Raw genomic sequence first — 22852 nt, forward strand, 5'->3', positions numbered from 1 at the left:
CAGCCAGCCCTCCAACCGACTGAAACAAGTTTCCGACTTTTCCTAACTTGAATCAACTTATTTTAATTTTTGTCCTGAAATGGCAACGTTGGCCCAAATCTCGGGAACGGTCACTTTCGGTAAAAAATGATATTATTTCGGGACTTCGGTTCACCGCTAGAAAGAGTCGTCCTGCCGCAGAGGCCTTAAGCGAAATAGTTAATTTTCGAGCCAGAGAATGCAGTCGTTCCAGAATCATAGGGGCGACTCGGCCGCGACTCGGCGTGTCTCCGGCGGCGAGTCGAAACGCGCCGTTCCGATGCCCCGGAACGGCCGGACATGGCGTCGGCACGGCGGCTGCGCTAACCAACGCTCCGATGCACAGCGCGGACGCTTTCGAATATGACCTTGCGATCATCGGCGGCGGGCTGGTGGGCAGTCTGCTGACGCTGGCGCTGCGCCAATATCGGCCCGACATCGTCTTTGCCGTCGTGGAAAGCGGTCCCCACTTCGGCGGCGAGTTCCTCGAAGCCGGCGTCGCGGCCGAACTCCCGCCTGCCCTCCGCGAACTGATCGATCCGCTGGTCGTCAAGGCATGGCCGGGCTGTTTCGTCAACTATCCGGGCCGGTCGCAGCATTTCGCCGACGAGATCCTGCTCCTCGATCCGCGCCAGATCCATCTCGAAATCGTCGATCATCCCGGGGCACCGCATTGCCACGCCGGCAGCCGCGTGCAGGCCGTCGCCGGCAAGCGCATCGTCCATGCCCGCGGCGAGCTTGCTGCCCGGCTGATCGTCGACGCGAACGATACGCGCATCCAGTCCGATCTCGAGATCGAACGCGTCACGCGTTATCGCGATTTCAGGCTTCACCACGACCTTGACCTGCCCGTCTTGGCCGACATGAGCGAAACGGCGGGCGACTGGGCCTTTCTTCAGCTCTTTCCGGTCGATGCCGAGCGCATCGTCGTCGAGCATTTCCGGCATCGCGCCGCATCCAACGTTCGGCCCGAAACGCTTGCAACTCGCGTCGTGATTGCGCCCGACGCGGCGGCGAGCGCCGCGAACGGGGAGGCACCGGATCTCGCCGCCGCGCATTTCCTCTCGCTGCTCCAGGTCGCCGCCGAACTGGCGGCGGGCTTCGTCGAGCTGGAATTGCGCGACGAGGCCGAATTGCGCGCCTTTTTCGCCAGGCAAATGCGCGAGGGGCGCGATCGCGCGCGGCGCATGTTCGAATTTGCGCGCCATTGCCGCACGGCCGAAAACGGAAGGTGACGGTGTATGGAGGGATGGGCCGTCGTGGCAAAGCCACGCCGTCGATCCTTGCTGCGCAAGGTCGGCCGGGCTTTCGCTGGTCGCTATTTAACGCAGTTAAATCGCTGCGAAAGCCATGGAGCGGGTGAAGGGAATCGAATAATCGAGAAATGTCAAACGGCGTTCAAAAGGGACCCCCGATCGGCGTCGAAGAGGGACCCCCTTTTCGGATAATATGATGCTGGTTTGTTGAAGATGGCCTTGCGCTGCGTGCGGCGGAGGGCGGGCGTAGCCCGACCGGAGGCGCGCGCAGCGCAAGATAGATTTTTGAAGGCGCCGAAGGTGGCTGTCAGCTGCGGTTTTTGAAGCGCCAGCTGTCGTTGCCCGTCTCGACGATATCGCAGTGGTGGGTGACGCGGTCGAGCAGCGCCGTGGTCATCTTGGGATCGCCGAACACGGTCGGCCATTCGCCGAAGGCGAGGTTCGTGGTGATGATGACGCTGGTCCGCTCATAAAGCTTGCTGATGAGGTGGAACAGCAACTGCCCTCCCGAGCGGGCGAACGGCAGATAACCGAGCTCGTCGAGCACGATCAGGTCGAGCCGCGACAGCTGCGCCGCCAGGGTCCCGCCTTTGCCGATCCGGGTCTCCTCTTCGAGGCGTGTCACCAGATCGACGGTGTTGAAGTAGCGGGCGCGAGCGCCCCTTCGCACGACATTGGCGGTGATCGCGATGGCGAGGTGGGTCTTGCCTGTCCCCGTGCCGCCGACCAGCACGATATTGCGGCGAGGCGGGAGGAAGGAGCCATCGTGAAGGGAGCGGATCATCTCCTCATTGATCGGTGTGCCCTCGAAGCTGAACCGCTCCAGGTCCTTCACCACGGGCAGCCTCGCAGCCGTCATCCGATAGCGGATGGAGGCTGCATCCCGGTGGGTCGCCTCAGCACGGAGCAGGTCGGTCAGTATCTCCATGGTGGTGCGCTTGCGCTGGAGGCCGGTGGTGACCGCCTCGTCGAACGCCGCCGCCATGCCCTTGAGTCCGAGGCCGCGCATCGTGTCGATCATATCATGCCGCTGCATCATAGCCTCGCAGCAGATCATAGCGGGCACAGTCGGCGAGCGGAGGATGCTGCAGCATCCGGTCTTCCGAAGTGACGATGCTGTGGGGTGTCGCCGGCTCGCGGCGCCGGGAGAGGATGTTGAGGATCAGCTCGTCGCTGGCCGTTCCGTTCGCCAACGCTTCGCGCACGGCAGCCTCTACCGGCTCCAGGCCATCGGTGAGCACCGCCGAGAGGACCCGCACGAACCTGCGATCCGCCTCGTCCCCGGTGCCGAGCCTTCGCCGTAATCGATGCAACGCGGGCGGCAGATCCCAGTCCTGGAACGGCGCCCCGTTACGGAGCGCGCCGGGCTTGTGCGCGAGGACCGGCAGATAATGCCAAGGATCGTAGATGGTGCGGTTCCGACCGAAGTGGCGCTCATGCTCCCCGACGATCTCTTCGCCGCAACGGATGACGATACGATCGGCATAGGCACGCACCTGCACGGTCCGGCGCGCGGCCGTCGACATGACCGAGTAGCGGTTCCGATCGAAGCTGATGAGGCAGGTGCCGGTGACGGCATGCTCGCTCTCATGGAAGCCGTCGAACGGTGCCAGGATCGGCTGCAGGGCCGGTCGTTCCATCTCCAGCGCCTCGGCGACGGTGATGTCGCTGCGCTCGGGGTGGGCGTGATGCTCGGCCCAGCGTCGGCACTCCGCCTCCAGCCACCCGTTGAGCTCGGCCAGGCTGGCGAACCGAAGCCGCGGCTGGAAGAAGCGGCCCCGGATCGTCTGGACTTGCTGCTCAACCTGGCCCTTCTCCCATCCCGCTGCTGGTGAGCAGGCCGTCGGCTCGACCATGTAATGATCGGTCATGATCAGGAAGCGGCGGTTGAACACGCGCTCCTTGCCGGTGAACACGCTCGTCACCGCCGTCTTCATATTATCGTAGATACCGCGCCGGGGCACGCCGCCGAAGAAAGCGAACGCCCGAGCATGGGCATCGAACAGCATCTCCTGGCTCTCACGCGGATAGGCCCGGACATAAGGCGTGCGCGATGCGCAGAGACGAGCGTGCGCAACCTTTATCCGCATCGGCTTGCCGGCGATCTCCACATCCTCATGGCTCCAGTCGAACTGGTAGGCCTCGCCGGGCTGGAAGGTCATCGGGATGAACGCCGGTGCACCTTCGCCGGCATCCTTCCGACGCGCAGCACGCCAGCGCGCCGCATAGCGGCGCACCGCGTCATAGGAACCTTCGAACCCTTCACGCGCAAGCAGATCATGGATACGCGTCATCCGCAGCCGGTCGCGGCGACCTCGCGCCTCGTTCTCCTCGAGAAGCACATCGAGCCGTTCCTGATAGGGGCCAATCCGCGGTAAAGGCTGGACTTTGCGCTGATAGTTGAACGCCGCCTCCGGCGACCGGATCGCTTTGCGGACGACCTTCCGCGACAAACGAAGGTCACGAGCGATCGCCTTGATCGCCTTACCCGCTGCATGCTCACGCCGAATCCGAACCACTGTCTCCACGATCAACATCCCGTTCTCGCCAACTGATCAAAACCAGTCGGCCGACTAAATCCCCGGGATGAAGGGGTCCTTTTTGCACGCCGATCACCCCACGAAGGGGGTGCCTATTGCACGCTGATCCTCAATCGAGAAAATTAAAGAGAAACGGAGCAATATTGTCCGATGCCAACACGAAGGCCCCCTGGAAGGCCCCCGTCAGTTCCTGACTTAAAAGTTCGCGGGTTCGATTCCGAACGCGGCGCTTGCTAGACATTCGTAGCTATAACGACAGCCCCAGCTTTTGGGAGTGAGGGCCTCACCGGTCCTCTCATAATCCCAGAATGCACGCTGCCGACCCGCGCGGCGTAAGCATCAAATAGGCTAGCGTTGAAAGCGCCGCACCTACAAGTGCCGCGCCGCTCACGACCTTAAGAGCAGTCCGGTGCCATCTGACCCTCTTATCAAGATCGTCATACATTCCGACAAACTCATCTCGCAACGCGGCCTCTTCGCGGTTCAAGCGTGTGCGCTGCGCCTCCATCTCCAATCCGATGGTGTCAAGGGTGTGAAGCTGGTTGCGAACCGCGACCCAAAGCAGTCCGATGAAAATCCACGCCCCAAGAAGGACCGCCGTATTCGTCCAGAATGCTACATCGCACGCATCAGGCTTCTTAAGCTGCGTCGCGACCACGATCGTTGCCACGGGAATGCCGAGGAGCTGACCTTGCACATCAACGATCGTCTTATGAATTTTCCCGACGTAATCTAACCGCGCGGTCTCAATCTCCTTTTTAATCTTCGAATACGAGAAGCTCGACACGAATAGGCGATAGCCTTTTTCCACTTTCTCACAGAGAAGTCCGAGGTTCGCGATGAGGTAGACAAACCGTTCCGATTGTCGCTGAGCTCGCACGACTTCGGTAACCGCATCCGCTAGCAAGCGGGTTTTCTCATCTCGATGCGTCGCCCCCTCAAAAATGGCGTTCAGGCGTGAAGCCTGGCCTTCGAGAGACGCTGGGAGATCCGAGGCAACGAACGTAATCGGCACCACGACCTGTTCCTCACCGAGGAAAACCAGTTCTCGCTGAAGCTCGCTAACGTAGCTTGCGGCCTCGCGGAGAAGTGAAACGACAACCAGCATCGCCCGGTAGCGAGCTAACGGCGCCGGAACGGGATCATCACCACGAGCATACCCGGGATCGATCACATAGTATGCCGAAGGTTCTTCAAAAGATGCGTGGGGAGCGGCGAAAAGGGCATCGAAGTTTCGCGCAAGAAGCCCCAACCTGTAGCTGGGCGCTCGGACGTTGATAGATACATCATCTCCGACATTAAGCGGGTGAGCATCGACCAGGCTAATCTGAGTTAGGTCATACAACCGTTCATCGGCATCAATGGCCCGAAGAATGCCTGCTATATTATCGTTCGCCACACGGAGCACGCCGCCGCCATCACCATTGAACGTGATATGGCGATACAACTCAATAAGGTCGGCAAAGCCGACGTCAGCCATGGCCGAGCCCTTCTGATTGTAGCTGGGCAACAAGTTCATCGGGCAGGCCGGTTAAGGTGAGTGTGTTGGCTTTCGGATCGTAAATCACCGCGCGGTTGCTGACCGCGTCACGGTCAAACTCGACCTTCCACTGTTTCGTGCCGCCCTTGAAGCGAACTAGCGACGCCAATGCGCGACGATCCGGCACGAACCGGTCACTCAGCGCACGATCGGTATTCCCGAGATGGTCGGTCAGTTGTTTCGGATTTTTCGGCATGAGTTCATTCGCTAGAGTCTCGAACTCGATCTCTTCGCGGTTGCTTGACGCCCTTTCGCAGATGGCCTTTGCTCGCGCGAGAAATTCGTTGCCGTCCTTCTCCGGCATTTTCATCTCGGTCACAAATTCCTTTAGCGCTGCAACGAGATTGGAGGTGTCGACTCGCGCCTCCACTACGGAATCGCAACCCAAAAAAAGTCGAAAATATTCCGAAACGTCACCTTTCCCCTTAAGGAAACTGATGTAACGATCGGCACCCTCTGCCCAAGCTGTCAAATTTATCCGCCCGGCGAAGCGAAAACCCTCAAGATCAAGATGGTTCACGTCCTTGATATCTTCTTGCCCTGAGAGGGCCGCGCTGATTTTGTCGGAAACAATCGAAACCAGCAGAAAATCCCCCCCCTCGCGACGAAAATGGGCAAAGAAGACATGGCCGCCGGTCGACGCCGTCCGTGCTTGCGCTTGGACGCGAAGCGTGTCCATCATCCGGATCGTCAGGCGCAGAAAGTCCTTCTCCGGCTCATCCACATAATCGCGAATTTGACCTTGGGTCGGATATCCCTCGCTGGTCGTGAACTTGCCGTAACTCTTCGAGGCGCGACGATTATAAAGGTCATACAGCTCATCGATGACACGCTGCGTCGTCTTCGTGACGGGCAAGGTTTTTGTGGGCGCTTTGACAACGTACGCCCCATCTTGCCGTTCAAGATCGTGAACGGCCAAAGCAACGATTTGGTTCAAAGCGGCATCCCCTCTTTACGGCGCTATTAGGCTCGCCGCATCCTCCGACGGAGAACACAGTAGCAACCTCTCAGTCTAGAGTGCAACTGACGAAGGCAGGTGCAGACTTCAGTTCCGCCCTCGCTTCATTGCAGCGGCCGCCGCCTTGGCCGCAGGCTTGCGGACGCCGCCGCGCCCTTTGGTACCTAGCCCGATCTCCTTGGCGAGTGCTCGGCGCGTCTCGGCGTAGTTCGGGGCGACCATCGGATAGTCCTTCGGGAGATTCCATTTCGCGCGATAGTCGTCGGGGGTCATGCCGTAGGCCGTCATCAGATGACGGCGCATCATCTTAAGCTTCTTTCCGTCCTCGAGACAGACGATGTAGTCGGGCTTTACCGAAGAGCGGACTGATACCGCCGGTTTCTGCTCTTCGACCGGCTCGACAATCGGCGAACCCAGCCCCGCGAGCGCGCCATAAACGCGCCTGATTAGATCGGGAAGATCGGCGGGTCCGACAGCGTTATTCGATACATGCGCCGCGACAATATCGGCGGTGAGCGTGAGCAGCATATCTTGGATTTCTTCGGCCATCGGTCATCTCCTATTCGACCGATGCCCTATCGACTGCCTTGCCGGCCTGCCACGACTATTTGACCAATAGGGAATCGCGCCGTGCGCCCTCAGGGCGCGCGGCGCGCGATTTTTCGACTATAACCAGTTGGGGCGGCGGTGTGTCGCCGCCGCCCTTATCATCACGCGGCTGCGCGCTGTGCCTCGGCCTCCAGCAGTTCCGCTTTGATTTGCACAGCCACGGTGCCGACCCCACCGCGCTCGGTGTAGGCGGCGGGTGGGAAGGCCATCCACTTCGGCACCCACCCTTCGATCTTGGCGCGGCCATTGCTGCCGTCCAGATGATCACGAACGATCGCCTTCAAGGTCGCACCCTTCTCTTTGGCATTGGCGGCGGCAACCGCGTCCCCACCGACCTCGGCAACCAGCGCGGTCAGCACTTCCTTGTCGCGAAGTCCGGCGAAGAAAGCATCATCGGCGTTCCACCATGCGGCCATGTCGATGCCGATATGGAGACCCACCGCCTCGACCGCCGCGCTCCCGGCGAACAGCGTCTCGCCAATGACAATGGCGATCACGTCCATCACCGCACGGTCGGGTAGGTCGAGCAGCCGCTGGAACAGTTCGGCGAGCGGCATCGGATTGCCGCCGGTCACGGTCGGCTCCTCGGGGTCGAAACCGAGCAGCGCCAGCACCGCGCGCCGCTTCTCGTCGAACACCACCTCGGCCCGGCTGACCTCGACGCTCTCGCGCACATCGTCGTCCTTCGCCGATTGCGGCTCGACCCGCACATTCCAGAGCGGCGACCCGGCGATGGCGTGGGCAACCATCAACCGCAACGCGACCGCCGGATGACCAGATAGTTCGGCGCGCACGGCGGCATGGCGATGAAGGTCGATGTAGGTCTGCATCCGCGAAGTCAGTTCCGGACGCGACGCCTTGGGTTCGACTTCGATCTTCTCGCCCTTTTCGAGCCGCGCGGCTTCCTTGGCCGTGACATAGCCCTCGTGGATATCGACCTCGCCGCTATCGCGCACCTCGATATAGACACGCCCGCCCTTGCGCTTCGCCGCATGACGATGTTCCCATTCGCGAAAATAATCGCCCTTGGGCAGGACAATGACCTCGTTCCAGCCCGCGTCCAGAAAGCGCGCCCGCCGCTCCTCGACGGCGGCAAGCTGCGCCGTCCAGAAGGCATCGCTGTCCGCGAAATAGCGCTCGTCCCCGAACAGGTCGGCGATAATCGCGAGGCCGCTCGCCTCGACATCGAACAGTGCATGTGCCGCGCTAATCGCGCCGCCACCGAACAGCCAGTTCTTGAGCTGCTGGCCCTGCGGGCAATAGGCATCCGCGTCGTCGAACAGCGCCAGCCATGCGCGCTGCTGCGACTTGGATGCCATGGTCAGGTGCCGCACCGTGCCCGCGCTGATCTTCTCCTTTGCGTAGAGCGAACGGATGCGCGGCAGCAGGTTGCCGAGCGCGAGGATGCGCTTCACCATTGCCTCGGGCATTCCGAACGTGTCGGAAATATCGGCAACGCTCCGGCCCTCGCGAACCAGCCGCGTATAGGTGACCCATTGCGTCACCTCGTCGGCATCGCGCCGCGCGACATTCTCGATCAACGAGGCTTCCAGCGCGGCGGCATCGTCGCCTTCTTCGAGGATCGCGCAGGGCAGCGGCTCGGCTTCGCCTTTCTCGCCCGCAACGATGTTCGCCGCCGTGAAGCGCCGTGCACCCGCCACGATCTCGAACGCACCCTCGGTGCAGTTCGGCCGGACTATCAGGGGAACGAGAACCCCGCGCGCACGGACGGTAGGCAGAATATCCGCCACGTCGGGCGCCTTCTTGGCGTAGCGCATGTTCGTCTTGCTGATAGACAGCTTGCCAAGGTCGATAAAGTCGAGTTTCATTGTCTTCACCTTTCTTTGTGGAAGGTGCCGGTCCGTCGAGTTTCGCGATTGGGCGGACCGGCTTAGGTTTGGCGGCGAGACGCGCCGCCCGCGTCTGCCTCAGCCCTTGGGCTTCGGAAGTTCGTCGCCGCGCGCGGCACGGCGGAAATTCTGTTCGGCGGTGATGATCGATCCCGCACGGCGAGCAGCGGCGGTCCAGCCCGACAGCGGAACCTCGGACGCAAAGCCAAGATCGCGCTCGATGCCGAGACCGAAAGGCAGTCGCACCGACGCCAGTTCGGACAGGCTGAACGAACCGAGTTCGGGGCAGCCGAAACCAAGATCGGCAAGCCCGAACAGCGTATCGCCATCCTCGCCCAATTCGGTGGCGAGCCATGTCGCCGCGCCGACCGGTGAGAAGAATTTGGCAACCGGCACAAAGTCCGGCTCCACCGCACCCGCTTTCACGGCAGCGCGCCGCGCCTCGTCATTCGCGCGCAAGGCGGCATGCAATTCAGTTGACAGGAGCTTGCCCCCACCACGGCGTTCGTTGGTCTTTCCCATGCTATCCTCCATTCCCGCCCCCTAACCATCAGGCCCCCGGCGGAGCGGGGGTGGGCGGCGAGAACGACCTGCCGGGCGCGGCCAGGAAGGCGGGCCGCACCCGAAGGGCTGGAACGAAGAGGAAGAGCCGCGCAGCGGCTTGCGGGACGCCGGGAGGCGCCCAGAGGGGAGAGCCGGCCAACCCAGCGACAGACGGGAGGCCGATCGACAACGCCGCCGCGTTCAACGCGGCGCCGACATGATCGTCAGCGACGAGGACTTATTCGCCGTTCCGGCGGATTTAGAGAAGGAACGCGCTCTCGATCGGGCCGCAGGCGGTGAGGCGTGCGTGCGCAGATGTGCTTAGCCGCCGCACCGCCAAGATAGCCGGACCGAGTGCGCAGCGCGGTCAGGACATACGTGCGATCCCTGTCGGCGCCTGCCGCCGGCAGCGAGCGCCCATTTTCAACCGCACACATTTTCCAGGGCGTCGCGGGGGCGGCCAGCCCCTGCGGAAGGGGTGCGGACGGACATAAGACCGGCTGCCAGGGGAAGGCCTTCCCCACCTACTCTTCTAACTGACGCCGCGATTTTCTTGGCAATCTCAGAACTTCAAGCGGTTCAAGCGATGCGCCGCCGTCAAGATCGCCCCGTCGTCGCTAACAACGACATAGCTGTCGAGCGCGCGCTCTAACTTCGAGTAGCGCTCGCGCCCGAATGCGCCAGCCAGCCGCCGCCGCGATTTCTTGTCGAGATAATAAATGTCCGCGCCGCGGTGCCGGCGGCGCATGCCATAAGCGAGGATCGCATCCACCGCTTCAGTGGAAATTCCACGCTGCTGGATGCGCTGCCTGGCATGTTTTGTCAGTCCCATGTCGTCCTCCCAATGGTTGCCGATCATCCAAAATAGGAGATCAGGACGACAAAAACTGTCACCCTCTGAGACTTAGGTCAAATTAGCCCTGGCCCCTTACGGCAGGGCTTCAAACTCGCGCTGGTGTCCATGTACCATCTCGCGAAGCCGAGCGGGCTGCAGCACCTCGACCGACTTCCCCCATGAATAGAGGTGCCAGCACATTTCGAGGTGTCCCGACGCTTTGAAGCGCACGAGCAAGGAGCCGTCGGGCTCTTCCTCGACACTCTGCGTGGGGTGGAACACGAACCGCCGGGCATGGGGCGCCGCGTCGGGCGAGAAGCGCCAAATGACGTCGCCATGTTCGGCAGCATTCTCGAACGAGCCAAAACCCTTTTCGGAATGTTCGCGGATATTGAAGCCGGGATCGATCTCGAAGCTCGTGTCGAGTACCTCGGCCGAGTAGATTTCCTCGACCCGGTAATGGCGCAGCGGTGCCGTTGCCGGCTTTGCCGTGTCGCGCGCGACTAGATAGCGGCGCACACCCAATAGGAGGCCGTGCGGTGCCACCACACGCTCGGTCGGCTTGTCCTGCGTCCGGCGCCGATACGAAATGCGGAGCAGAAAAGGCCCCTTCAGGCTCTCCGATATCGCGCTGTCGACTTCGCTTGTTCCGGCCGGTCGCGGCCCCGGACGCGCGGCATGCCCCAGTGCTTCGAGCAGGGCTTCCTCATCGACGGCCAAACGCGTGCCAGCATGGGCGGGAATGAGCGCCCTCACCTTCCGCTCCATCTGGCGGACCGTTGCAGCCTCGGCGGCCATGCCGGCCGCGTCAAGCTGGCGAATTGCCGTCGTCATTGCGGCAAGCTCCTCGGCCGACGGCAACAACAAGGGCGCAATCGCGCGCGCGGGTATGCGCCATCGCCGCTTGCGATCGTCACCGTCTTCGGGCTCGGTCTGAGGAAAAGCTGCTTCAAGCGCGACCGTCATGCGCTGCGCCGATCGGTGCACACAGCCGAATTCCTCCACAATCTCTTCGAGCGACACCCCACTGCGGCGCGTCGCCATCATCGCCAGCTTGAGAAGGTCCTGGGCCTTTGCAAACGACATCCGATTCTCCATGACAGCTTTTGTCGTCCCGACCTGCCATAGCGGAATAAAGGGGATTGTGTATGCGGATGATCGACGACGCCCTCAGGCTTTCCGCCTCGGACCTGATGCGGTTCAAGGGGTGCAGGCACGCGACGACGCTCGATTTGCGGCTGATCGAGGCCGGCGACATCGCGCCGTGCGAGGATGGCGAAGAAGCCGAACTTCTTCAAAAGCAGGGCGACGCCCACGAATTTGCCTTCCTCGACGCGCTCAAAGCGCAAGGCAAAAATATCGTCGAAATTCCCAAGGACGGGATCACGCTGGAAGAGTCGGTTCGGCTCACCCGCGAAGCGATGGCGGCCGGCCCGGACATCATCTTTCAGGGCGCGCTGCTCGGCGGCGCATGGGGCGGCTATTCCGACTTTCTCGAACGGGTGGAACGCCCCTCCGATCTCGGAAGCTGTTCCTATGAGGTTGTCGATACCAAGCTGAAACGGAAACCCGACCCCAAACATATTCTCCAGCTCTCGCTCTATTCCGATCTGATCGCCGACCTTCAGGGCGTCCGGCCCGAATCCGCGCATCTCCAACTCGGCGACGGCTCGCGTTTCACGGTGCGGCTCGCGGACGTGGCATCCTACGCACGCCACGCACGGGCGGTGTTCGAAACCTTCCTGGCCGACCGGCCGGAAACGCGGGCCGAGCCTGTTTCAAGCTGCGGCCTCTGTCGTTGGAAGGAACATTGCCGCGACGAATGGGACAAGGCCGACAGCCTTGCGCTGGTCGCCGGTATGACAAGATCGCAGCGTGGGAAGGTCGAGGCCGCAGGCATCGAAACGCTCGGCGGCCTCGCAGTCCATGACCAGCGCATTCCCAAGCTTGCTCCCGAGACGCAGCAGCGGCTCCAGACGCAGGCGCGGCTCCAGGCCGCGCGCCGCGCCGGCGGCCCGCCGGGATTTGCGCTTCGCGACTATGAGCCCGGTAAGGGTTTCGGACTGCTGCCCGAAGCCGACGACGGCGACCTCTTCTACGATATCGAGGGCGATCCCTATTATGAGGGCGGCCTCGAATATCTCCACGGCATCTGGTTTCGTGATGCGGGCGAATGGAGCTTCCGCGCTTTCTGGGCGCATGACCGTGCCGCCGAGGGCAAGGCGGTGGCGGAGCTACTTCAATTCTTCACGGCGCATCTCCAGCGCCACCCGAAGGCGCACATCTATCATTATGCAAATTACGAGATTGCGGCGCTTCGCCGCCTGACCGCGGAACATCGCGTCGGCGAGGCCGCCATGGATCAACTCCAGCGTGAACGGCGGTTTGTCGACCTGTTTCGCGTCGTATCGGGATCGCTGATCGCTTCCGAGAAAGGCTATTCGATCAAGGATCTCGAAGCCTTTTATATGGAGAAGCGCGAGGCGGATGTCGCAACCGCGGGCGCGAGCGTCGTCTTCTACGAGCGCTGGCGGGAATCGCAGGACGCCAAGCTGCTCGACAAGATCTACGACTATAACCGCACCGACTGCATCTCGACGCAGCTGCTGCGCGACTGGTTGATCCGCGACGTTCGCCCTGAAGGCCTGCCTTGGCCGAAGCTCGGCGAGGTGCCCGACGCGGGTCCGCTCGCGAATGTCGAGGCCGAGGATGAAGAGATGGCCGCGCTGCGCGAGCGGCTCCTTCCGGTTCGCGAGCGGCTCGGCGAAGACATCGCCGATCTGCTGCTCGACCTCAACTTCTTCCACAAGCGCGAAGACAAGCCTGCGTGGTGGGCGATCTTCGATCGGCTCGCGCAGGAGAGCGAAGAACTCGTCGACGATCTTGAATGCATCCAAGGCCTTGAGGCCATCGGCGATCCCGTCAAGGTGACCGCGAAGTCATTCGAACGAACCTATCGCTTCCCGCCACAGGAGACCAAATTGAGGGCGGGCCGCAAGCCTTGCGTCAAACCCGCCGCGATGCCCGAGGACGTCGATCTGCGCGAGATCGACTACGAGAAAAATCTGCTCGTGCTGCGCCGCTCGACGACCAAAGGCGAGCTGCCCGATCGGCTCGATCTCATTCCGGCAAAGCCGATTGGCAACGCGGCACTTCGCGCCGCAGTTGCAGCCGTGACCGGTGCAATCATCGACCATCCCGGCTCGGCCAAAGCGATAGAGCAATTGCTCATGCGCGCGGCGCCGACGTTTCGCGACGGAGCGCGGCCGGAGGGCGTTATTGACGCCGAAAGCGATCTGCCGGCGCAGACCAGCGCCGCAATTGCCGCCATGGATCAAACGACCCTGGCGATCCAGGGACCGCCCGGCACCGGCAAGACCTATGTCAGCGCGCTATCGATCATCGACCTCGTCCGTGCGGGCAAGCGCGTTGCGGTTTCGTCGAACAGCCACAAGGCGATCACCAATCTCCTTGAAGCGGTCGCGGACCGGAGCGCGACCGATGGGGTCCGATGCAGCGTGGTTCAGAAGGCGGCCGACGATGACGATGAGAATGCCCATCCCGGCATCGTCCTTGTAAGCGAGAATGACGCGCCTGAAATCGGGACCGCAGATGTCGTCGGCGCTACGGCGTGGCATTTCGCCCGATATGACACGCCGACCTATGACTATCTCTTCGTTGACGAAGCGGGGCAGGTCTCGCTTGCCAACATCATCGCGATGTCGCGCGCGGCCCGCAATCTCGTCCTCGTCGGCGATCCGATGCAGCTGCCGCAGCCGCTTCAAGGTACGCACCCCGGACGGAGCGGCGATTCCTGTCTCGAATATCTGATCGACGGACACCGGGTCGTCCCCGCCGATCGCGGTATCTTCATGCCGGTAAGCCGCCGAATGCATCCCGCAGTTTGCGACTATATCTCGGTCGCCGTCTACGAGGGCAAGCTGCACTCGGACGATGCCGCCGGCAGCCAGTCTCTGCTTGCTCACGACGGGCGATCGCTCGTCGGCGCGGGCGTCCGCGCGATCGAGCATTTCGGTCGCTCGCAGGTCAGCCCCGAAGAGATCGATGCCATAAACGCGCAGATCGAGGCTGTGACCGGCGCAACCTATCGCGCGCGCGATGGCAGCGAGCGCGTCATCGGTCACACCGATATTCTGGTCGTCGCGCCCTATAATGCTCAGGTCAACGCGCTGCGCGCCGCGCTACCTGCGGCTGTCCGTGTCGGCACGGTCGACCGCTTCCAAGGACAGGAAGCGCCCGTGTGCCTCGTCTCCATGACGACATCGAGCGGCGAAGAGCTGCCTCGCGATATCGACTTCCTCTTCTCGCTGAACAGGATCAATGTCGCCGTCTCGCGCGCGCAAACGTCCGCGGTCGTCTTCGCAAGTCTCCTCCTCCTCGAAACGCCCTGTCGAACCGTCGAGGAAATGATGCTCGTAAATGCACTTTGTTTGCTTCGCGAGCATGGGGGTGACAGCTTCTGACATGCTGAGGTGCGAATTTGCTTTCATCGAACGAAAGGAGATTCGCTCATGGCCTACTGGGATATCGGACTTCGCCACATCGTCGACGTTGACGGGCAGTTGCTGGCAATCGACGCTGAGGTGATCGACACGGCTTCGCTCCTCGCGAAGGCCAATCTTCCGACCGACCGCCAGCTCTGGCTGATCCGTGCCGGCGAATATTTCGCGCTGGGCGCGAAGCAGCTCCTTCGCCTCTCGCAGGATGAAGTGCTGTTCTTCGAGACGGCCGAGCGCGTGCAGGCGCCGATATTTCACAAGCGGGCGGCCTGAGGCCGAGTGCCCCCTAAGCATATTTGGAAAGGAAAAGCTCATGGCAGACGTGCGAGTGACGTGCATCAACAAGCAGCCGCGCAACGATCCCTATGAGGGGATCACCCACCTCGGTGGAGCGACCTGGCACTGGACGCGCCAGCAGGTCATCGATTCGATCGAGGCGAAGACCAACACCTTCTACACCCTCGTCGGAAACAACCGCGGCGACATCGGCGTCGTGAATGGGGCGAACGGCAAATATCTGCGCACCTACGCCGATGGAAAGTGGAACGACAATCTCCTCGCGCTGCCGGAATGCGGGCGATAGGCGACCCCGGCAAGTTCCAGGGACAGGGTCAGAATGAAGGCTTTCGTCATAGTAGTTCACCCTTGCCCTGCCGCGAAGATGTGCTGTGCCGAGCGTTCTCACCATCAGTCAGCTAAGGACGGTGATTTCAAACGGTCGGAAAGAACCAATTGCTGTTCCGTCCGTTCGAATGATCAGCTCCTGACATAGGGATTAGTCAACAGTGGCGCCCTCATCACGCCCAATGGAACTCGGAGAAAAAGTTTTCTCAAGCGATCGCAACGCAAATCGCCGCAGTTCCGCCCGCCCGGTCTCAAGCGGTAAGCGCATGATGAGGCTGGATCTTTCGCCGAAATGAACTCCATCGAGCGAACGTTTGGTACCAAATGTCGGTGCAATCGCTACAGCAAGGAACCGACGGGAGCCCAAGTTTTCTCTATATCCCAGCATTTTGTACGCAATTTCTGAATTGCTGCTCTCAGATCTATTTTTCGCATCCAAAATCACTACAGTGGTGTGGTCGCCTTCCTGCAGCTCAAGCGAAAAATCCGGAATTGCGCGCAGGTTTCGGCCAGATCTACGCCAAGAATAGCGTGCAGAGGCACTAAGGTATCCCGCTTGATAGTGTAGGCTGGCCTTCAAGCCGCCGCGGCTACCAATAAAAATTGGGCCTGAGCTACGTAAATTATGCGGGAAGATCCTTCCTGATGGGTCCCAACTTGACAGCGCTCCGAGCAGCCAGCCCAAACTCACAAGTTCGAACATCCTATCTTCAAAGCGACGATCTTGTGACACTAAGAATGCGATCAAGCCAGCCGCGTCGCTAACGGAATTTGCGCCATCCAATACTAACCTTGCCAAGCGATCCAATGGACCGCCAGGCGGATGCCAGCCCGCGACCGCGCGGCTACTAACAGCAGAAGCGAGTGAACGCAGCGCCGGACGAGATCTTGCTCGTAATGAAGACCAAGGTTGTCGGGCTTCAATGACGGCAAGCCGCCGGAGCATGCCATCGCTTAGGATTCCCTCTGCCCCGCCCCGATCTCGCCAAGTCGACGCTACTCTCACAGAAACCCGCAGGCTTTCACTAATCAAAAGCGCCTCGGGTGTTTCAGAAAATCGCGAAGCGCGAAGAACTGGAATGCGGGAGCGCCCTGCAGATCTTTCACGAATTAAGCGCGGTATCAGAAGGACGCCATCTATTTTATCGTCACAATACTTCACATCATGCCGGTACGTGTGCGGCAGATCATCTCCTATTTCATCAACTATTTCAATTACCGCAGCTGCTCGCGCTAAATCGATTCGTCGTTCAATTTCCGTCCTGAAGGCATCGCCGACATCATGTTTCGCTTCCAAGCCAACGCTTGAAAGTCCAAAGTTCTCAGGAGTGAGAAAAGCTGAGAGTGGACCAAGCGCGTCCTTTATTGCCGTGCGCCATAGCGCCCCTTCAGCGTCCAGTCGGCTAATCGAGGCCATTTAGAAAGGCTTCCATCCTTTCCCGAAACCGGGGGAGCGCGGGGAAAAGTTCCTGTAAACTTGCAATGTACCCTGAATGCAGTCGGCTACGCGTGCTGTCAGTCTCCAAGCCGGGCAGAAGGCGTGCTACCAACGCGCGATCAATTAAAGGCCAATGATCGGCCGTGTCCGGAGAACTGGCGAGGCTGGTCAATGTTAGAAAATATTCTGCGACGTCGATGATTTGCGCTGTGCCAACCGGCACCGCTCCGTCAGCCGCACTACGGACAAATCCGAATAATCTTCGAAAGTCGCCAGCCGCGTTGCTCAGGAGGGTCGTTGAAGCGAGTGCTGGCGCAGAACCCAAATTAAAGGTTGCCCGCTCTATTGCCGCCGACGATGCCACTTTCCATTCCTCGGCCGAGGATCGGCTGTCGGATTCATTCGGAGGCGGGAGAATCACCACCTTAGAAAATCGTCGCCTCAACGCACCTGACATCGCGTTCACAAAACGTGTGTCATATTCATTGACAGTGGCGATGATCCGAAATCGCGCAGGCAATGCGACATGCGGCCGCCCATCCATGTAGTCGAGAACCATGCCTGCCGTGTGTCCGCCCGCCAGTGCAGTAAAAAGGGGGCCAAAGGCTCGATCAATGTCAGCGCGATTCATTTCGTCGATGAGTAACCACTTAGCCTGTGGCCCCTCTCCGGTGTCGAAATTGTCCACCATCGTGCTGGCACATTGCAGCACGGCATTAGTCACCAGGCCATGACGCGGAGCAGCCCCGCCGCCAGCCTCGAGAGTTTGAGTTCCGATCGTATCGTAAACCGACCATTCCGGGTTGGCAGTTTCAGTCATGAGCTCGGCGTTAAATGCGGCTGCCAGTGCTTTTGCTAAGCTAGTTTTCCCCGTGCCAGGTGGGCCTGCAAGAATGAGGTGCCCCATGCATAAGGAAGTTATCGCCTCTTCCAATGCGTCTGCGGCAAAAAATCCCGTCGACTTCACGCTATCAAGCGCACTTGCCAACGATGATGGCAGATCGAGGGGGATGTGGGCGATTTCTGCTACGCGGCTAGGCACTTCCTGAAAGCTTTTCGGTGGCAATGCGCCTGCGGTAGCAAGCCCACTTAACGTACCGTCACCCATTTCCATTCTCCAGCGCAGCCTTCAGCACCGCCAAATTGACGATCGGTCGACCCAGTCCCATCTTTAACAAAATCGAGCTACCAACTTGTTGCTTCGCGTCGATCCTTAGCAAACGGTGGGGGGAAGCAGGATGAAAGCACGGCATCAGAATTTTTAAATGACAAAGTTCTGATCCACCCTTCAGTGTCAGGCCTTCAAGACTATAGCCGCTCAGATCGGCAAGCGTCTGACCTTCAAAGGTCGTGAGTGTCGGCGCACCACTTGCGAGGAAGGGAGGGCAGGCCGCGCCAGCGACGTTCATGAAGTAATCGTCAGCGTCAGTCCAAGGCGCTGCGCCGATCACAGCCTGGATATCAGCTGCGCAACCGGCTTGAAATCGCAGTGCCGCTTTGACGATGTCCCAGTTTTCCGGCACTATGGTCAACTTAGAACTCTTCTGGTCCCAACGCAAAACCTGCTCCGCAAGAGACAGGTGAGAGCGCCAATAGATGCGGTAATTCATTAAGGGGCGACCGCCCAAGTCATTTTCGGAAGCCAGTTGCTGGCCGGACGCGCGAGCCGCCAAAATTTGCTCGATTACGCTGGAGTATTGCTCATATTTTTGAAGGTATCGCAACGCCCCCATAAACTCATCTAAGCTTACCTCTTCGGAAAGGTCGGAAATCGCCTGCCACGCCGCAGCATAAGGCCGGACGTTACAAGCTTTCCATTCGGCGTCGGCCAGCTTGGGCACGCCCCGAGATTGCGGCCGGTTGATTTGGCTGCGGCACATCGCCCAGACAATCAACGCCGTCGCCTGCCGCGTAACGTCGCTTGAAAGGTTCGCAAGGTCGGCGCCTTCGAGCAGGCCGAAAAGCTGACTGCCCAAAGGAGTTAGGATTATCCTGTTCGACCGGTATGGCACATAAAGCAGTGCCAATTCCTCATAAAACGATTTCCTCGTTTCCGCTTGATTAGTGCTAACAGACAGGAGCGTCTTGGCATCCTTATAGCTCACTCCGGCTTCTGAGGCCTCGGCATACGTGAGAAAATCCTTCGTCATGCTGCGAGCTTTCATATCGCCCGCGGGATGCATCATTCCCATATGACTGGTCGGCCAAACAAACACGAGGCCGCGACCTAAAAATTTGAGCTAATGCGCGACTGCTGCCGGTGGCAGTTGCATGTCGACATGCGGCAACTGAGTAGGCACGCCATGAATTTTTTCCCCCTTACGTAGCGTGATGACCCAATCGGTGAGGATGATGCCCCCCCGCCCTTTCCTCGGGAACTTCATATAGTGCCGCCGAATTCGGTAGCCGAATGCATGCTCTATGTGGAGGCCGGCAGCTGACGCAAGGGCAATCAGCGCATCGTGAAGGCGCAACATTTCGTTCTGAGTTCGACTATTGCCAATAACTAGAACGTACCTTCCGCCCGGCTTCATTACACGATTGGCCTCGTGAAAGTGATTCGACATCTCGGCGAAATATGGCCCAAGTGCCTCTCGGCGGTATGCGGCAACGCCTTCGGGATTGAAGAGGTGTCGGATTTCGGCAGGAATTTCATGCACCTGCAGGGGGCTTTTTGCGCCAATTTGCTTGCGACGAAGCGCATTGAAGCTCTTTCGAGAATTAACACCTATTTCTGTTCCCAACCAGAAATATTCGAGCATCAAGTTGTACATATAGTCCACGGAATCGAGATAGGGTGGGCTTGTAACTACAAGATCCACCGACCCATCGTCGATCGGGAGATTTGTTGCCGAGGCATTATGGATGGTGCCATCGCAATCCGATCGGCGAACGTTTAGGGCCTCCATGCCCTTCATTGCCTTCATGAAGTGCTTTTCGAAGGTAGGCAAAACGGATGGTGGCTCTTTTCGGAGAGTGCCCGAAACGTAAGTCTTTTGGGATTGGTCGTCGGCATTGCTTACCGCTCGAATTATCGAGCTGAATATCACCAGCAGGAATCTGCGTTCGGCATGCGATGTCGCGATGGTGTCGATATTGCGCCGGAGAGTTTGGAGGTCGCGCCACGCATGTTCGGAAAACCAGTGACCGAAATTTTGAAGGTCGGGTAAAGGCACTGCCAACGGGGGACGGCCAACGGTAGCTAGTAGCTTTGGAAGATAGCCGATCAGCTTTGCAGGATCCAACGCGGCAGACTTCGCCTCTGCGATCAGACAGGCAAGTGGGTCCAAGTCGACCCCGATGCCCGTACGCCCTTCTGCAAGTGCTTCGACGATTGTCGTGCCCGAGCCCGAAAAGGGATCCAGCACGACATCTCCTTCTCGGCTGAACTGCCGGATAGCCCAGCGAGGGATCTGCGGAATATACTTTGCAGGATAACGATGAAGCCCATGAGTCAGATCGTTCGTTGACGCACTCAAACTTATAGCGAGCAATTCTCCGAAAGGGATGAACTCAACTGGGGGGAAATCTGCATAGGAGCGGGCGGGCTCAATCGGCTGGTGCATGTTTATGGTTTCAAAACGACGACGGACTCGCGCATATATCGCTCGTAACCAGATAGTCGAGAACGCTGTTGCGGCGAAACGGTCAGGTGTCGGGCCACCCAGATTTCGGCGCGATCAAATCCAGCCAACTTCCCGGCCATCGCGGTGAGGGTGTCAGAGGGAATGACAACCCCCCCAAATGCCGAGTTCCCGACGACAACGTAGCATGATCCGTTGCGCAGCCGCCCGCGACACTGTCTCAGCACTTCCACTATATCAGAGAAGTAGCCTCGCAAGAGTTCCGGAACCCCCATCCGCCAGCTACTGGAGTCCCGATCCATTTGAGATATCAGCATTTCGAGCGGCTCAAACACAGTTTTTGGGCGCGCCATATCTGCGGATAGATGCGAGCGAAGCGAAGCCTTCCGGAGGGAGCGGATGTCGGATACGCTCTCCACAAAACCGCCAAACCAGAGTTCCACTTTCATCGATTCGAAGTAATCGAAGCGATTGGCGTATGGCGGACTAAACACAATTGAATCGTATTCACCATTGGTAAGCGCAGCTAGGTCAAGGGCATTACCCTCGATTACTTCTGCCTCGCCCCACCCATTGTGCCATAGGGCGCAATCGGCGATCATCGTTCGCAGGTGCGAGCCGAAAGCCTTAAACACGAAAGCTTCTTGATCCTCGCCGAAGCGCTGACGCTGCCAGCTGCCTTCCGGTCGACGAACATACTTCCCCGGTCGGCGCTGTATATTCCTATACTTTATGCCGTTCCCTTCCTTGAAATAGCTGCCCACGGACTCTAGGATTGCAATCCAGCACAGCTTCAAAAAGTCAGCACTTGGTTGCTCCAGCTTGGAGTGCTCAATAGCGGACCGAATTCTAAGCAGCGTTCTCAAGATCGCTGGCTCGAAAACTTTATGGGCTATAGACAGCTCTGGAAACCATGGGCCCGGATCACTGGGGATGATGTGAGGCAGCGCCGCGCAAAAGCGTCGCACCTCTTCCAACTGGCTTTGCGTCAGCGGGCGAGTTTTCACTTTCGCCGTAAATGCAGCCAGTGGGTTGATATCGATTCCTGTGGCGGCATGGCCTCTCAAAGCTGAGCCGACGAGCATGGAACCGCAGCCGCAAAATGGGTCCAGAATCCGTTCGCCCAACTGCAGAGCTTCAATCAGATCGGCGGAGTATGCCTCGCGATAGCGTATCCAGCGATGGATGGGATCGTGACGAGTCGAGGACCAATTTACGAGTTGTGCGAGATGAGGCTTATCGATGAACCTCCAAGGTTCGTCGATATGCTCCAGCATTTTAGCAAGCTCTGGAAGCGGCGATCGCGGCGAAGGCTCCAGAGCCGGACTCATTGAAAATGCTGTCGATTGCATCGAAATCCTCAATCGCTCTAAAAACCGAAAAAAGGGGAGTGGCACCGACCCTAACAGATCGAGATTCGATCGTGAATCGACATTATGGCGCCCTCGCCAATTTGATGCCTTTTCCGGGCTTCCTGTCGACCAATGCGCGCGCTTCCGCGGCCATTCAGGTATACCCCGAATGTCGCGAGGCCGCATTCTGACAGCGCCGCAACGCCCGCATCATGTGATATTCGACGCCTTTATCGCTGATGAGAAGCTGCTCAGCGATTTCTCGATAAGTCATACCCTTCAGCCGGTGCATGAGGAATATGCGCCTGGTTCTCTTCGGCAAAGCGAGAAGTGCGCGTCGGTAGGCTGCTCGAAGGTCCCGGCCTTCGATTTTCCATTCCTGTTCGGGAGCGAGCGGTGCATCGCGAGCCTCGTCCAACTGATAAAGCATGCACCCCTTCCGGTGCCATGTCCGCGCCCGATTGATCACCAGATTGCGAGCCGTCCGCGTCAAATAGCCGTTGGGATTTTCGAGCCTGTCGAAAGCCCCGCTGCGCAGCACACAGGTAAATGCCTCCTGCACGAGGTCCGGAGCTTCATCACGCCCAACTTTCCTCCGAAAGAAATGGAACATCCGATTATGCTCCGCCCGGTAGAATGCTTCGAACGTGGGGTAGGGTCCTGCGGCGGTCATAGCCGGTCTCCCCGGCGCGCACCGACGGGCAGCGGCGCATCGCGCGACGCGCGATAGAGGGTGATCCCGCCCTCGATCCGATCGAGAATGAAGGTGTCGCGCTCGGCCTTCGCGGCGCGGATGTCGGACTTCGAGTAAATCCCGACATCGACCGCGCAGCGATTGCCCAGTTCGCGGTTGATCGTCGCCCGCGCGCGCTGCCAACAACGCTCATGAGTGAAGAGCGGATGATTGACGACGACCCAGAATTCATAATCGGAAAACTCGATCGTTCGGCGGTCTTCGTACCAGGATCGCCGTGCATAGGGACCGATCAGGATGATCCGCTTGATCAATCCCGGCTCGGGCGCCTGCACCTGCGAGGGGTCGAAGAGGCCACGCAGGATGCGGGTGATGCGGTCGATTTCACGCTGCTTGCGCCGGATGAGATGGCCGACGCGCGCCATCACGACCTCGCGCGCGTAAACGTCGGTTGTTGGGGGTGTCATTTGCAGCTCGCACCGCGGCGGTCC

At 59.8% G+C, this 22852-nt stretch carries 20 protein-coding genes; 4 read left to right on the plus strand and 16 right to left on the minus strand.

The features are described from left to right. Positions 1 to 356 precede the first annotated feature (356 nt). On the plus strand, positions 357 to 1253 hold the full coding sequence (locus tag V6U71_RS21270; protein WP_411340267.1) for a hypothetical protein: 897 nt from the start codon (positions 357 to 359) through the stop codon (positions 1251 to 1253). Between the two features lie 328 nt (positions 1254 to 1581). Here the strand turns inward: V6U71_RS21270 and istB are convergent, their stop codons facing one another. The 9 genes from istB to V6U71_RS21315 form a co-directional block, all read right to left on the minus strand. After that, positions 1582 to 2310: an IS21-like element helper ATPase IstB gene (gene istB / locus V6U71_RS21275; protein ID WP_031304487.1), complete on the minus strand. Its 729-nt coding sequence runs from the start codon at positions 2308 to 2310 to the stop codon at positions 1582 to 1584. Further along, the gene (gene istA / locus V6U71_RS21280) at positions 2297 to 3811 is read right to left on the minus strand and encodes an IS21 family transposase (RefSeq protein ID WP_068878314.1); all 1515 of its coding nucleotides are present in this window, start codon (positions 3809 to 3811) and stop codon (positions 2297 to 2299) included. Before istA ends, istB begins: the two co-directional genes overlap by 14 nt. Positions 3812 to 4109: 298 nt before the next feature. Further along, entirely contained in the window at positions 4110 to 5294 is a 1185-nt protein-coding gene (locus V6U71_RS21285) for a hypothetical protein (protein WP_411340268.1), read from the minus strand. Continuing rightward, positions 5287 to 6291 (minus strand): nucleoid-associated protein, encoded by a 1005-nt coding sequence (locus V6U71_RS21290; RefSeq protein WP_411340269.1) that lies wholly within the window; start codon positions 6289 to 6291, stop codon positions 5287 to 5289. Before V6U71_RS21290 ends, V6U71_RS21285 begins: the two co-directional genes overlap by 8 nt. Before the next feature lie 108 nt (positions 6292 to 6399). Then, positions 6400 to 6861: a MucR family transcriptional regulator gene (locus V6U71_RS21295; RefSeq protein WP_411340270.1), complete on the minus strand. Its 462-nt coding sequence runs from the start codon at positions 6859 to 6861 to the stop codon at positions 6400 to 6402. A 161-nt stretch (positions 6862 to 7022) separates the two neighbouring features. Beyond that, on the minus strand, positions 7023 to 8750 hold the full coding sequence (locus V6U71_RS21300) for a ParB/RepB/Spo0J family partition protein (RefSeq protein ID WP_411340271.1): 1728 nt from the start codon (positions 8748 to 8750) through the stop codon (positions 7023 to 7025). 99 nt (positions 8751 to 8849) lie between these two features. Then, positions 8850 to 9293 carry a DUF2958 domain-containing protein gene (locus V6U71_RS21305; protein ID WP_411340272.1) on the minus strand — a complete coding sequence of 148 codons (444 nt, stop codon included), beginning with the start codon at positions 9291 to 9293 and terminating at the stop codon, positions 8850 to 8852. A 583-nt stretch (positions 9294 to 9876) separates the two neighbouring features. Next, complete coding sequence (locus tag V6U71_RS21310) at positions 9877 to 10173, minus strand: DUF4258 domain-containing protein (protein WP_411340273.1); 297 nt, start codon at positions 10171 to 10173, stop codon at positions 9877 to 9879. 69 nt (positions 10174 to 10242) lie between these two features. Next, entirely contained in the window at positions 10243 to 11247 is a 1005-nt protein-coding gene (locus V6U71_RS21315) for a helix-turn-helix transcriptional regulator (protein ID WP_411340274.1), read from the minus strand. Between the two features lie 56 nt (positions 11248 to 11303). On the opposite strand from V6U71_RS21315, the gene V6U71_RS21320 reads away from it, so the two are divergent. Genes V6U71_RS21320 through V6U71_RS21330 form a run of 3 tightly spaced genes read left to right on the plus strand, consistent with a single transcriptional unit; the run spans position 11304 to position 15252 of the window. Continuing rightward, positions 11304 to 14633 (plus strand): TM0106 family RecB-like putative nuclease, encoded by a 3330-nt coding sequence (locus V6U71_RS21320; RefSeq protein WP_411340275.1) that lies wholly within the window; start codon positions 11304 to 11306, stop codon positions 14631 to 14633. A 48-nt stretch (positions 14634 to 14681) separates the two neighbouring features. Next, on the plus strand, positions 14682 to 14942 hold the full coding sequence (locus tag V6U71_RS21325; RefSeq protein WP_411340276.1) for a hypothetical protein: 261 nt from the start codon (positions 14682 to 14684) through the stop codon (positions 14940 to 14942). Between the two features lie 40 nt (positions 14943 to 14982). Continuing rightward, positions 14983 to 15252, plus strand: a complete 270-nt coding sequence (locus V6U71_RS21330; protein ID WP_411340277.1) for a DUF3892 domain-containing protein — start codon at positions 14983 to 14985, stop codon at positions 15250 to 15252. A gap of 192 nt (positions 15253 to 15444) precedes the next feature. Here the strand turns inward: V6U71_RS21330 and V6U71_RS21335 are convergent, their stop codons facing one another. The 7 genes from V6U71_RS21335 to V6U71_RS21365 form a co-directional block, all read right to left on the minus strand. Beyond that, positions 15445 to 16710 carry a hypothetical protein gene (locus tag V6U71_RS21335; protein ID WP_411340278.1) on the minus strand — a complete coding sequence of 422 codons (1266 nt, stop codon included), beginning with the start codon at positions 16708 to 16710 and terminating at the stop codon, positions 15445 to 15447. Next, positions 16697 to 17839, minus strand: coding sequence for an AAA family ATPase (locus V6U71_RS21340; RefSeq protein WP_411340279.1), 1143 nt, complete (start codon positions 17837 to 17839; stop codon positions 16697 to 16699). The genes V6U71_RS21335 and V6U71_RS21340 overlap by 14 nt, the downstream gene beginning before the upstream one ends. After that, the gene (locus V6U71_RS21345; protein WP_411340280.1) at positions 17832 to 18881 is read right to left on the minus strand and encodes a hypothetical protein; all 1050 of its coding nucleotides are present in this window, start codon (positions 18879 to 18881) and stop codon (positions 17832 to 17834) included. Before V6U71_RS21345 ends, V6U71_RS21340 begins: the two co-directional genes overlap by 8 nt. 90 nt (positions 18882 to 18971) lie before the next feature. After that, complete coding sequence (locus V6U71_RS21350; RefSeq protein WP_411340281.1) at positions 18972 to 20297, minus strand: DNA methyltransferase; 1326 nt, start codon at positions 20295 to 20297, stop codon at positions 18972 to 18974. Positions 20298 to 20299: 2 nt separating this feature from the next. Further along, complete coding sequence (locus tag V6U71_RS21355; RefSeq protein WP_411340282.1) at positions 20300 to 21667, minus strand: hypothetical protein; 1368 nt, start codon at positions 21665 to 21667, stop codon at positions 20300 to 20302. Between the two features lie 154 nt (positions 21668 to 21821). Continuing rightward, positions 21822 to 22340 carry an RNA polymerase sigma factor gene (locus V6U71_RS21360; RefSeq protein WP_411340283.1) on the minus strand — a complete coding sequence of 173 codons (519 nt, stop codon included), beginning with the start codon at positions 22338 to 22340 and terminating at the stop codon, positions 21822 to 21824. Continuing rightward, on the minus strand, positions 22337 to 22828 hold the full coding sequence (locus V6U71_RS21365) for a hypothetical protein (protein WP_411340284.1): 492 nt from the start codon (positions 22826 to 22828) through the stop codon (positions 22337 to 22339). Before V6U71_RS21365 ends, V6U71_RS21360 begins: the two co-directional genes overlap by 4 nt. Positions 22829 to 22852: the final 24 nt, after the last annotated feature.

The sequence above is a fragment of the Sphingopyxis sp. J-6 genome (assembly GCF_046603995.1).
Taxonomy (GTDB): Bacteria; Pseudomonadota; Alphaproteobacteria; order Sphingomonadales; family Sphingomonadaceae; genus Sphingopyxis.